The 13,553-nt window shown below is 32.9% G+C and carries 9 protein-coding genes; all 9 read left to right on the forward strand.

Features of this window, described 5'->3' with window-relative positions:
- The first annotated feature begins 33 nt into the window (after nucleotides 1-33).
- Nucleotides 34-1,563 (forward strand): TIGR02677 family protein, encoded by a 1,530-nt coding sequence (locus ACM26V_RS04345; RefSeq protein WP_416150224.1) that lies wholly within the window; start codon nucleotides 34-36, stop codon nucleotides 1,561-1,563.
- Nucleotides 1,560-2,765 carry a TIGR02678 family protein gene (locus ACM26V_RS04350; RefSeq protein ID WP_416150225.1) on the forward strand — a complete coding sequence of 402 codons (1,206 nt, stop codon included), beginning with the start codon at nucleotides 1,560-1,562 and terminating at the stop codon, nucleotides 2,763-2,765. Before ACM26V_RS04345 ends, ACM26V_RS04350 begins: the two co-directional genes overlap by 4 nt.
- Nucleotides 2,746-3,756: a hypothetical protein gene (locus tag ACM26V_RS04355; protein ID WP_416150226.1), complete on the forward strand. Its 1,011-nt coding sequence runs from the start codon at nucleotides 2,746-2,748 to the stop codon at nucleotides 3,754-3,756. Before ACM26V_RS04350 ends, ACM26V_RS04355 begins: the two co-directional genes overlap by 20 nt.
- A 5-nt stretch (nucleotides 3,757-3,761) precedes the next feature.
- Nucleotides 3,762-6,980 (forward strand): SbcC/MukB-like Walker B domain-containing protein, encoded by a 3,219-nt coding sequence (locus tag ACM26V_RS04360; protein ID WP_416150227.1) that lies wholly within the window; start codon nucleotides 3,762-3,764, stop codon nucleotides 6,978-6,980.
- Between the two features lie 11 nt (nucleotides 6,981-6,991).
- A complete protein-coding gene (locus ACM26V_RS04365) occupies nucleotides 6,992-8,278 on the forward strand; it encodes a TIGR02679 domain-containing protein (protein WP_416150228.1) in 1,287 nt (428 codons plus the stop codon).
- Nucleotides 8,279-8,660: 382 nt separating this feature from the next.
- Entirely contained in the window at nucleotides 8,661-9,140 is a 480-nt protein-coding gene (locus ACM26V_RS04370; protein WP_416150229.1) for a GIY-YIG nuclease family protein, read from the forward strand.
- A 353-nt stretch (nucleotides 9,141-9,493) separates the two neighbouring features.
- Nucleotides 9,494-9,853: a hypothetical protein gene (locus ACM26V_RS04375; RefSeq protein ID WP_416150230.1), complete on the forward strand. Its 360-nt coding sequence runs from the start codon at nucleotides 9,494-9,496 to the stop codon at nucleotides 9,851-9,853.
- 836 nt (nucleotides 9,854-10,689) lie between these two features.
- Nucleotides 10,690-12,306, forward strand: a complete 1,617-nt coding sequence (locus tag ACM26V_RS04380) for an McrB family protein (protein ID WP_416150231.1) — start codon at nucleotides 10,690-10,692, stop codon at nucleotides 12,304-12,306.
- Nucleotides 12,303-13,523 (forward strand): 5-methylcytosine restriction system specificity protein McrC, encoded by a 1,221-nt coding sequence (locus tag ACM26V_RS04385; protein ID WP_416150232.1) that lies wholly within the window; start codon nucleotides 12,303-12,305, stop codon nucleotides 13,521-13,523. Before ACM26V_RS04380 ends, ACM26V_RS04385 begins: the two co-directional genes overlap by 4 nt.
- Nucleotides 13,524-13,553: the final 30 nt, after the last annotated feature.

Below are 13,553 nucleotides of genomic sequence, written 5' to 3' on the forward strand. Positions count from 1 at the left end.
TTAAGCCATGACTTGGCGTTGGAGGTGGAAAGAATGAACAAGTACCATTTGGACTCCGTTGTGGCTTTGAAATATGCAACGGAACCAAATTCCTATATTTATAGACCGATTGTAAGGTATCTATACAACAAACATATGGGCTTTGAACACTACACCACTACTCTATCGGATGTTTTTCGTATGCTTAAAGAAAATGAGGTTGTTAGTGATGAATATACAGAGACTAACTTACATGATGCGTTGAATCAATTAGAGATTTGGGAAGTTATTAAATCCAGACAAGAAAAGCAAAGTGGTATGACGATTGAAGAATTTAAGAAGAAACACTATCTATATCAAATTACTGATTTAGGGTTAGAAGTAGATGAATTATTGCTAAGGATTGATGATTTAGATGAAAAAATTATGGGAAGTTTGGATAGTAGACAGTTTAGTAGATTGTTTAAGTTCTTAGAAACATTTAAAGAAATTGATGCGGTGTATGCGCCGCCTGACATGGCTTCAGAAATATGGATGAATGTATTTGAAACGCATAAAACCTTACGGACGAACGCAACAAATTATTTGTTTCACATTCAGGAAGCTGAAAGAGCTAATTTGTTTAATACAGAACTATTCTTGAATTTTAAAGACACGTTTATGCAGTATCTAGGAACGTATATTTCGGAATTAGATAGAGTGAAGTATAAAATTTATAAACTAATAAACGAAATTGATGATGAACATGTTGACCAGTACATTAATGTACTGATCGAAGCAAATAAGCCCAATAGTATTCTATACGAGGATTTTTCCGAGGAAAAACTAAGAATTTCTCTTAAAAATAAATGGGTGGAGCTTAGAACATGGTTCTTAGGCACAAAGGGAGGGACGAGTGATATAGACGTTCTGAGTGACAAAACGAAAGAAGCAATTCGTCTAATCGTGACCTATGCCAATAGATTATCTGATTCCATGACAAATACTCAAAATAGAGTTACGGATTATCAGGCTTTGGCGAAAAAATTTATTGATAGTTTTTCTTTAAAAGATGCCCATAAATTATATGCGTCTGCTTTTGGAAATTCTCATTCCCGTTCATTACATGTAACAGAAGAAATACCACTGAATGAAGATGGTCAATACTCTAATGCGGATGAAATTTGGAATACAGACATTAAACCCTTCCAAACCCCTAACATGAGTAACCGAGGACCAAAAGGGAAAACTAAAGCTTCTGTAATAAAAAACAACAAATTAGAACGTCAACGCAGGATTATTGAGAGCTTAGAGAAAAAACGAGAAGAAGAGAAAAAAATGAAAGAGTTAATTAAAGAAGGGAAAATTATACTCTCCGAAATAAAAGAGCCTTTAGAACCGTTCCAAAGAAAAGTGTTATTGAAGTGGATTATGAGAACAACCAATATGAGATTAGGTAAAACAAAGAAAAACACTTTTCGAACGGAAACAGGGCTTACACTTAAAGCTGATTATCGTTCGAATGAAGTCGTAACAATACCTTGCAAGGATGGGGAATTAAGAGGGCTCGATATCGAATTTGTTATTGAGGGTGAAAAGATATGATGAATGAAGAGAATAAGGGATTGCAACTAGGTATAGAAGCTCTGTTAGAGAATTTTCTAGTGCAAAGAAAAGATAATCCGGAAGTATTTCGAGAGATATTAAGTAGTGAAAAAATGATTCGTAAATACATGGTAACTAATTTTGGTTATCAATTAAAACTTGACAGTGAAACGGCTAAACTTGAAAAGATTCCTTATTTTAGTCGAGATTGGATGGGTATCCAATCTTTTAAAAACGAGTTAGATTACGTCTTTTTAATGGCGTTGTTTTCTATATTAGACACAAAGTCAGTTGAGGATGGTTTTTTATTGAGTTCCATAATTGAGGACGTAAAAATATTTTTGTTAGGCAAAGATGAGAAAAGTCTTATTTATGAAGTAGATTGGAAGGTGAAACATCAGAGAGAAAGTTTTTCCAGAGCGTTACTTCGGGCACAAGAAACAGGATTGATTAAGTTGTTGGATGGAGAATTGGCTAATTTCGAAAAGTCGGAAGATGGGGAGGTTCTCTACCAATCAACTTCCTTAATACGTTATCAGTTTCGAAATTTTTCTAAAAAAATAGATTCTTTTGAAACGTCAGAGGAAATGTTGTTAGATGGTTTGGACAAGGAAAATGTAAGGCATTCTTTGAATCGTAAATTGTATTTTGAATCAGTACTCTTTATTGATGAATTGTCGGAAGAAGAAGCACAGTATTTAAATGATAAATATAATTACCAAGATATAAAACAACAGATTGAATTATATACTTTTTTCCGGCTAGAACGTATGTATAACTGTATTTGCTTAGTTCAAGATGTTAGGCGGATAAACCTTCATCAACATCCTAGTAGAAAGCACGAATCGTATATTGTGTCTCAGGTTGCTCATAGGATAGCGGGTCTTTTAAGAGATAAAAAACCTTTTGGGTTTTTAGTTTTGGAGAATAGTCGATTTGAAGATTTATTAAAGGATGTTATCAAACATTTTAGTTTAGGTTGGTCTAGTACCATGCGAGACAAGACTCCATTTTCTAAATATAAACAGATTATATTGGATTATATGACAAGCTGGAAGTTGGCATCATATGACGAAACAACGATGAAAATAACTATTTACCCGTCTATGATACGAACAGTAGGAGAATACGACGCTGACTTAAGGGATTATATTGATACAGAAAACATTAGGGGGAAAAAAAATGGTAGTAGCAGAACATGACAGAAGTAACCGTTTAGAACCTTACTTGGTAGGATTTGTTAATTTTTGGGTGTATGAAAATGAAGTGTATCCATTTCATAAGGGAAACATTTTGTTCGGTGGACAAAATGGGCAAGGGAAGTCAGTTTCCATGCAATCGATTATACCTTTATTATTGGATGGAAATACGCATCCTTCGAGAATTGACCCATTTGGTTCAGGTAAAAGAAAAATTGGAGACTATTTAAGGACCAATGATGAGCTAGACAAAGGTAGAATTGCTTATTTGTATCTGACGTACAAAAAAGTTAAGACAGGTGAAACCATAACGACAGGAATCGGATTACGAGCTATTGATGAGTCGAAAAATGACTTTTGGGGATTTGTTATTAAAGGTAAAGAGATAGAAAAAGATTTCTCGTTGACTAAAAGCAATGGGTATAATGCGGACGGATTGGAGGAATTTGTTCCTATCTCCAAAGATGATTTGAAAAATCAACTAGAAGAAATGAAATGCGGTAAGTTTGTATCAACGCAGAGAGATTATGCTGACGAAGTAAATAAGCAAGTGTTTCAATTTGATAACATAAGCCTGTTAAAAGAACTTACCAAGTTATTAATCCAAATCCGTTCTCCTAAGTTATCCAAAGAAATGAAGCCGGACGTTTTGTATGATGCATTAAAAAACTCACTGGAAGAGTTGCCTTCCTCTGAATTTTCTATGATATCCAATACCATTAAGGATATCGATGACCATAATCGTAAATTGGAGAAAACAAAAATTTCACTAGATTTGTCTTCTTCCTTACTAGGGGATTACCTCGGTTATCAAAAAACCATGTTAGGAAATGCTGCTAACCGATACCTGGAAGCTCTGCAAGAACACCACCGAATGGTGATGAAAAAAGATTCAGCGGAAAAGAAACTGATTACGCAAAAAGCCAAGTTAAAGGGTGTTGTAGAGCGTTTAACAGATATAGATATAGAGTTACAAACAAGCAAATCAAGTTAGATTTGTTGGAAACATCTGAGGTCCGTTCGTTAAATAATGAAAAGCAAAATAAAGAGCAGGAAAAGGAAAGAAAAGTAAACGACCTCAAAGGAAAAAATGACCAGTATGAGAGAAATCAACTGAAATTAACTTCATATAAGAAAAAAATAGATAAGGCAAATGAATTGTGCTACGAGTATGAGAAAGAAATTAAAGAAATTATTGATGAGCTTGGGGATTTGGCTGTCGAAATTCAATTTTACGAAGGGGAATCCTATTTGTCGATGGCGAAAGAAAATATTTCCAACTATAGGAAAGATAAGGGGTACTTTAATGTTTGGGTTTCAAGATTAAATAGTCATGTTCAAAGCTTAAAAAACTTATTGGAAGCTATTCAAGAAGAAGAGAGAATTTACGGTTTATTGAAAGACAAGAAAGAAGAAATGCGTGAAGTAGAGTCAAATATCGAACAAATAGAGAGAGAATTGACGAGGATTAGTCAAGAATCCTCTTCCATAAAGAGTAAATTCAAGGAAGATTATCGTGAATGGATTCAATTCAATGAGGAATTCATTCTTTCTCACAGTGAGATAAGTGACGTTATGGAAATTGTGGAAAACTTATATGACTTCAAAGATATGACACCTAAATCAATCGAGGAAGAGTTATATGACCAGAAAGAGCGTTTAATTGAACCGTTAAAAGATGAAGTTATTAATAATAAAGTGAATATCGAGCATTTAAAAAATAAAATAAAAGATTGGGAAAGTGAACTGGATGAGTTACAAAAACAAAAAGAAGTAGCACCCTTTTTTCGTCGGAAAGACACAGTGGAAAATCGTTCGGTTTTGACAAAAAAAAATATACCTTTTGTACCATTGTATGAGGCAGTAGAATTTAAGGATGTGTTATCCGAAAAGGAAAAAGAAAGAGTAGAGTCGGCTTTGTTGGATACAGGACTGTTGGATGCGTTGATTATCCCTGTTGCCGAAGTGAAAAACGTAGGCGAAAACGATTCTGTTATTATACCCAAGGAGATTGATGAAAAAACTAAGACGTTGTTTAGTGTTCTGAACCCCATTGTACCGGAAAATTCTGACGTTATAGAAACAGATATTGTGTCTGTATTGAAAAGTATATCTTTGGAAGTATTAGAAAATACAACGTATGTAACTACCTCTGGAAATTATCAACATGGGTTGCTTAAAGGTAATGCTGTGAAACAAGTCCAAGCTTCCTATATTGGAAAAGAAGCAAGAAGAAGGCACAGAGAGAATAAAATGACGGAAATTCTTCTGAAAATGGAATCATTGAAAGAGGAAATTATATCGTGGGAAATACAAAACAAAAAAGTAAAAGGTAGAATGCAAAAATTGTTAGAAGAGTATGAAGGTAGACCTACAATGGAAGGTTTAGATGAAAATAAAGCTTTGAAAGAACAAAAATTAATGCAAAAAAATGAATTTGATAAGAGAAAAGGAAGGTTGCAAGAAGCTCACGAAGATTTAGCTAAAAGTTATGAGAAACAGCGCATAGAAAGAATTCAAATTAGTGAATTCATAGAAGGTAAAAAGGATGCAAAGACCATTAAAGAATTAATCGAAGTAGCTTCGAAGGAATATGGTGGACAAGTTCAATCTATGGAGAAATTATTTTTAAAGTTTGAACACAAGAAATCGGAATCAGTATCTATCCAAGTAAACTACGAAGATACCGAATGTGATTTGATAGAATTGAAAGGAGAAATAAATGTCTTGGACAGTGACATTAAAATTCTTGTTAAAAACTTAGAAAATATCGAAGAAATGCTAAAGGAAGCTGGCATTGAGAAGATTGAAGAAGACATTAAAAAGTTACGTGTGCTTATACAAGATTTAGGGGATGAACAAAAAAAGAAAATCGCAGAACAACCAACCGTTGACCAAGCGATAAAGCGAACCAATGAAGTAATATCTGATGCAGAGAAAGAATTATTTTTTTTACAAAGACAGTTGGTTATTCGGAAGGAAGTATTTGGTTTCGATTTAAAAATGAACCATATAGAATACGAGGATGCTCTTGAATCGTTGGCTAGTGAGTATGCAGAAGAAATGGATGTATTAGAAGCATATAAGCAACTACACAATGCAGTCCACGATTTTAAGTCCAGAGATTTAGAGGGCTATCCGCCAACCTCCCGTGAAATATTGTCAGGCAGTACGGAACTAGAATTGGAAGAGTTCGAAAGAAATAAAGATAGAGTGCAATTAATTAACACTGAGCGAAAACGTTTAAATGTCATTATTCCTGTGCAAGGCTCGAAGAAAAACCCGAAAGAATTCCACGACTATTTAACAGAATTAGAAGAAAAACAACGTTCCGTATTGAAAAAGGATGAGGAAAACTTAATCAAAAACGTAATGATTCAGGGAGTAGGAGATAAAATAAAGGATTTAATCACTAAGGCGAAATCATGGAAAGGTGATATTAATGCTTCAATGAAGTCGCTAAACAACTCCATTGAATTGCGATTATCCTGGGAACCTATAGATAAAACGGATAAAAATTCTGAGGACCATTTAACTACTACAAAATTGGTGGAGCTCTTAGGTAGAGACTTTGGTACTTTGAAAGATATTGATATCGAAGCCTTAAGTAAGCACTTTATGAGTAAAATAGCCTTGGCTAAAGAACGATTAGACAGAAAAAACAATAAAGATGACTTAGAAAACCTGGAACAAGCCTTAAAGCAAGTATTGGATTATCGCGATTGGTACAAGTTTAAAATTCTGTATACGCTAGAAGGTCAAAAGGAAAAAACGTTGGATGAGAAGAACCTAAACATCCTAAGTGGCGGAGAGAAAGCTATGGCTATTTATATTCCATTATTCTCTGCGGCTTATTCTAAGTACAGTGGTTCTTCTCCGGATGCTCCTTATATCATTGCGTTAGATGAAGCATTTGCAGGCGTGGATGAAGAAAACATATCCGAAATGTTCTCCTTGATGGAGAGGTTAGGTTTTAATTATATTCTCACATCACAAGCGCTGTGGGCAGATTATCCTACCGTATCAGGAATCAACATCTATCGTTTAAGCTATGATAAAGTAGCGAGTTTCGTGTGTTCTGAGCCTTGGAGATGGGACGGAAAGACACTGGAAATTAATGAGGAAGTATTAATCAGTAAAGGTGTATCGATAGATGAGGATGACAGGTTGAACGGAGACCCGATTCAAGAGTCGTTGTTTGATTCGGTCAGAGCTTAGGAGGAACGGTGATGGATAAAGGATTAATAAGGGAAGTAGAAGAGTATTTTGGGAGGAAGGCGTTTGCTCGCTTTTTTTCTCTTTTTAAAATCAAAATAGAGTCTTTGGGATACGTAAGTGGGTCTGTAAAAATAGCCCCTTCGGATGAGGAAAGAACCGCAATCGAGTCGTGGATGGGGACAACATATGGTGGAAAAACAATTACCATTTTTTTATCAAAGTTTGAAAAAAGACTTAATGGTTCAAAGTTTGAGGATATTACATTATACGAGGTAGTTGAGTTAATTACAAAAGAATCTATTATACCCAAAAGAGAAAGAGAGCGTAGGGAAGAAGAAAAGAAAAATGCGTTCTTTAGGAAGTTAAGGAAAGCGTATCCTCATTCTTACGCACAAGTAGTTGTTAGAAGAATACTAGAAAAGGAAAAGGGATCCTCTAGATTTATTGCTTTATATAATGAGCAAGAATACGATTCAATTGAAGTGATACTAAAAGCAATATCAAATTTACCGCCGGAAGGAGAATTTGAAAAGTTACCTTTATTTGCGGAAAGAATCACGGGGAATCCCCATTTTTTTGATAAAAATAAGAAACTCTGTCAGGCTATTGAGATGGTGTTGAGCGAAAAAGAAGAGCGGGAATATCGAAGTAATTTAAATGCTGAAGACGAAGCTAATTTACTTTCTATGATAGGGTTAGAAAAAGATGACTTGCACAGTTTTGTGACTTGTTATGGGCTCTTGGCTTTTAGGGAAGAAAAAATATTACAACAATGGTACTGGGCAAATGAAGAAGGGTCTGTTCAAAACATCCCTTTGCGTGCTTTACGTCATATAGATTATGTGAAGCCGATTATTGGAAAGAAAGTATTTGTCTTAGAGAATAGCGGAGTGTACTCCAGCATTTTAGATAAAATAGATGGCGTGTATCCTATCGTCTGTACACATGGCAATTTTAAATTATCTGGTATGTTGCTATTAGACAAGTTAATTAAAAGAGGTGCAGAAATTTACTATTCTGGCGATATCGATGTGAACGGTATAGCTATTGCAAAGTATTTAAAAAATAAATACAAAGAAAGTGTTCGTATATGGAGAATGGGCTTGGACGAGTATCGGAAAAGTGCTTCAAAGGTACCTTTGACCAATGCTGGGCTAGAACGACTAAATTTCAATGAAAGTGATGAATTTTATGAAGTTGTTACCGAGATGCAACATTTAAAGGTAGCAGGATACCAAGAGCCATTGCTAGACTTGTTCGTATCTGACATTAAGAAAGGAATGAATGAAAAGGTATAACAATCAAAAAATTCGTACTTTTAAGATGTTATCCAGCTGGGGTAGCATTTTTTCTATAAAGTGGAGACGTTAATCGTATGAAAAATCATACAGATAACATCCCATTATCTATATAAAATTTAGCATTTTAATGCTACTGTTCACATTTTTCATATTACTTCTGAAGTTAAATTGGGTATTTATGTTAAAATTGATTTGTAAAATAATTCTGAGGTGAGAAAATGGGTGTTCCTAATTATCAGAGTTTTATTTCATCACGCTTTATTATCACTTAACAGTGCAAAAACAATTAGTAGTTTTCTATTTCATACTTATGAGTATCAGAAAAGAAATGGATTAATAAATGGGTGAAGTTTGACTATTATTGAATAGGGATGATTATATGGAATTTATGTACTTTTTAGTATTTATTTTTATAGTATTTATTATTTTAATCTTTTTATTTCAAGCACATCAGCAAAAAATAATTAGAGAACAAATTTTTGAATTAGCTAATAATACTTTGGAGTTAACTCCTGAAGAGTTTTTTGAAATAAGAAATAAAAGTTTCGGTGGAAGAGGAAATGCATTGTATTCCAATAATTATAACTTTGCAGGAGTGTATATTTTACATAATAAATCTAAAGAATTATATTATATAGGACAAGGAAAGCAAGTGTTAAATCGAGTGAACAGTCATCTCACTGGTAAAGGAAACGGAGATGTCTATGCAGATTACAAATACGGAGATTATTGGACAATTAAGATGATAGCCCTTAAAAATACTAGTTTTAATACTTTGAATGAATTGGAAAGGTATGCTATTGAAACCTATGATTCTTACAATAAAGGCTATAATAAAACTAGAGGGAATACTAAGTAGATTATTCTTTCTAATACCCATTCATAATGTTAGTTACAAATTTTGAGTGTGATTCCTTAGTTTGTCTCAGTTCGTGTTTCATTTTTAGTTCTCCACCTTTTTGATATATTTACATTATTATTACAAACCTTAAACATTTAAAAATTTTTAATTCAGACAGTAACTTGTTTATAAATGTTAAAATTATAGAAGAAGTATGTAAAAAAATCTTATATATGAATGTGTGGTGAACAATTAATGGCTGAACCAAAAAATTTAGTGAAAGTGGGGGGACAACTTTACGGTTTTTTCGTAATTTTAATAGTTTTGGCTACAGTTGGTTTTATTATATATCTGTTTATTCATTAATAATAATGGCATCTACAAATCAATTTGCAGATAATACCATTTTACAGATTTTATTAACATTAATATTCTCGGTGATTATTGGTTCATACTTAACCAAAAAATTTGAAAGGAAGAACCAAAAGGAGTTAGAAATATTTAAAATTAGAAATAAAATTGTACTTACAATTGTTGATTTAGCTGGGATGATTATATCAAGAAAGGATTCCAAAAAAGAAAAAGCACTAGAATTATTACATAACGAGAACGTAAAAGTTAAATTATATTTTGATGATAGTATGGTGAAATATGTAAATGATTTTTTAGAAAAACAATCAGAAAGTTCATATCATTCTTTGGTCAATATCCTTAAATTATATATAAAATAAATTTGTTTGAGTGATATCATTGGCACAACCAAGACCGTGGTTAGATGAAGTAATTGATGCAATTTCTAAATTATACGATTGGTAGGCCTTAAATGAATTGCTGTTTAAGAGTTTAGTGGAGTTGTAGTTGGTAGTAATCCCGTAGGTCGTTTCAGAGCCTTTGGGGAAAATGAAGATGGAAAGGGAAGAACCTTGAACTAGCATAATGATAGCTTTTGAATCTGGATAATTGTCAGATTCAGAGGTCTTTTTGGTTTTGAAACAGGTGGGGAGTGATGTTCGGAACATTGCTCAAGGTTTTTTGATACAAGATTTATCGTAGTTGAGAGTTCTTTAACGGAGGAAAATGCGACGGGTCTAGTAGTTGAAAAACATATTTCGGCTAGAGGGAAATGTATAATATTCGTTTCTTTGATAAGAATTACAATAGAGATACTGACAAACAACTCATAATTATTTCCGGTAGCATCTAGGGAGGTCAACCGAAGGAACCGTCCGAGACCAGTGATAAAGTAGTTACTTTCGAAAAACCCTTTGGGGTACTTAAATGTCTCCCCACATACTAAACGTTGCTTAGAATTGATTCTGAGGACTCGTTTTCTACTAAGTGTTTTTCGCTTTTGAAAAGTTGGACTTTATCAGCAGTCCCGAACCGCCCCCTGGTCATAAAACTTCTATACTTGATAGGCTCTCATGTCGTATCATAGACATAGGAGTCTTCCTCCAATCTTTTGAGAGGTACTCTTTTTTCTCTCTAAGATCCGTTTGGAGACATGATATAAGGTATAACATTTGAAAAGTATTTACTATTATTATAACTAGGAAGGATGATAATATTGCCGGAACTTTATTTAAGTGAAAAAACAATTACTGAAAGTTATCAGACACTAACAAAAGAAAAATTTAATTTTGAAACAGAGTTTTTTTATTTTTTGATCCTAAAGCACGCTGGACTAAGTCAACACAACTTTATTAAATTGACAGAGGAGTCAGTAAAACAAAAAATTATTGAAGCAACAACTGACCTAGCATTTTTATTCCTATCAGAGGAACGCTTCCATAATAAGAAAGCAAAAAATAATTTTATTAATCCTTTTGCCATGCAAAGTTGGAAAAACCAACCTTCTGAACCAATTAAATCTTGGGCGCCAGCAAGATTAGTAAATAATGTTACTGGTGGCGGAAAGCAATGGAAAAAAATATTAGTTGATGATGGTTCAGATGCTAATACTGTAAAGTTAAAACACGATTATGTGAATTTTTTTAGTGGTTTGAGTAGCACATTCCCCCTTGATGCTATATCCGTTTGGGTAAGCAAGTTTAATATATTTGACCAAGAGGTACCACTCTCGTCTCTTATAGGTAATTTTTACAAATATTTTAATATAACTGATGAAGAAAAGAAGTATTTCTTTTCAACACAAGAAAATGTCTCTCTATCTTTTAGTGATGTGATTACCGATCCAAATATTATAAGAGAATTAATTGGCACACCACAAGGAAATTCAAATTGGTTGGTAGAATCTAAAGAAATGTATATTTCAAATACAAGTGACCTTGTTGAATTAATGAAGCCCTTTGGAAGTACAACTAAGTATAAAAATGCAGGGATTAAAACGATACAGCATTATAAACATTTATTAGAGAAAGCTAATCAAGCTATATTCATGGGACCACCTGGGACATCTAAGTCGTATATTGCAAACGAAATGGCTAAAGAATTTGATTATACTAAAAGAATTCAATTTCATCCTCAGTATTCTTATCAGAATTTTATTGGAGGTAAAATACTGGAGGGGGGGAGATTAGAGGACAAAAAAGGAGAATTTATTGAATTCTTGGAAAGAGCAATGGGAGATATAAATAAAAGATACCTGTTAGTTATTGAAGAAATAAATCGAGCAAATGTAAGTCAAGTTTTTGGGGAGTTAATCCAACTGCTTGATAGAGGTGAAAGTTTAGAGCTTACATATAATGGTGTAACAACTAGGTATACATTGCCAGAAAATATAAAAATTGTTGGTACAATGAATACCACGGATAGAACAGTCGGAAGAATTGACTATGCTATAAAAAGACGTTTTTACCAAGTATATTTCGGTGTAGATTATGGTATTTTAATTGATAAAATATTTATAGAAGGTAATAAGTTCTCTGTAACCGATTTAATGAGAAAAATAAATAATAATCTTTATGAATCTTTGAGCAACAAAGAAATGGTAATTGGACATGCTGTTTTCATGAAAGAATTCTGCAAAGATGCTGAAACTGGAAAATATATATGGACAGCAGATGATTTTTCTGATCTATTCAATTATGTTGTAGTTCCAATTGTAGAAGATTATTGCAATGGGAATGTTGATTTAATTGTAAACGTAATTGGAGAGAAACTTCAACAACAAATAACTGATTCTGATTTTGTTGAAGCAATTCAGGAGTTTCTAAACCAATGAAACAAATAAACATTCCTGAAAATTCTTCTTATACTTTAGGTCCAGAATATACAGAAGATTTAAATGAATTCTTAAATGAAAATAAAGATCTTCCACTACGGTTGAATGGCAACACTATTTTGTTTGATGATTATACAATAGGGAGTTTAACTATAAGAGATCAAACGATAGTGGTTATCCCAAGAATACAAAATTTAACTCCTAATCATTTTTTTGAGATGCAACTTTACAATGAAGGGTTATTGAATAATAATATCTCAGGTCTTCTAGGAGAAAATAGTCAATTCGGAATTCAACAAAATGTCATTCAATTGTTTTTAGATGAAGCATTGGAGTTAGTAGCTCAGGGAGTAGAAGGTGCATTCAATAGGATAGAAGAAGAAACAAACATTATAAAAGGGAGGATTCTAATTGAAAAGATTTCACCAGTTAATCTTTTACAAGATAGAATTCCCATCGAATTTGATGTACATACACGACAAACTTCTTTTAATAAGATAATTAAGTTGGCACTTGATAAAGTCAGAATATTAATAGAGGGTATTGAACAGAAGAAAATGTTTGCTTTAGTAAATTCTTATTTTGATGATATTGATACTTTAGTGACTGACTTACCGAGATTATTACAAGAGAATGAATCGAAATTATATTATGAAAACGATAAATATCCTGTTGTAATAGGATTAGCTTTGAAAATTTTAAAAGATCTAAAATTGAATATGAGGAACAACGAAGTATTAGCTTCTTCTTACCTTGTAAACTCAAATAATTTATTCGAAAATTATGTTAGAAAAGTTCTTGCGGATAAATTAAAGAACTCTGTGTCTAAATGGAATTCCCCAAAAAAAATAGGACAATTTTCTATCGGAGACAACATTTTTGAGAAATCCTATATTCCGGACATAATGTTAGGTTATCATAAAGACACAAACAACGCCTTGGCAGTATTAGATGCTAAAAATAAAGATATTACTAATTTTCAAAATATCGGAAGTTTAGCTGACTTGTATCAAATTCTTTTTTATTGCTACAGTTTAGATACTAAAAGCGGTGGTATTGTTTATCCTTATTTCGGCTCCTTAAACCCTGTACGGCTGAATATTGATAGTTTTAAAGAAACAAATTTATTCGCTTTTAATATAGATTTTTCACTTCCTTTAGGTAAAAGGAATGAAGTTTTTGTCAATGATGTCAAGCAAACCCTTAGTGTAAATTAAAAACAAGCAGGGGGAAATGCTCCTGCTTGT

This window comes from Salipaludibacillus sp. HK11, from assembly GCF_047795645.1.
In the GTDB taxonomy this organism is placed as follows: domain Bacteria; phylum Bacillota; class Bacilli; order Bacillales; family Salisediminibacteriaceae; genus Salipaludibacillus.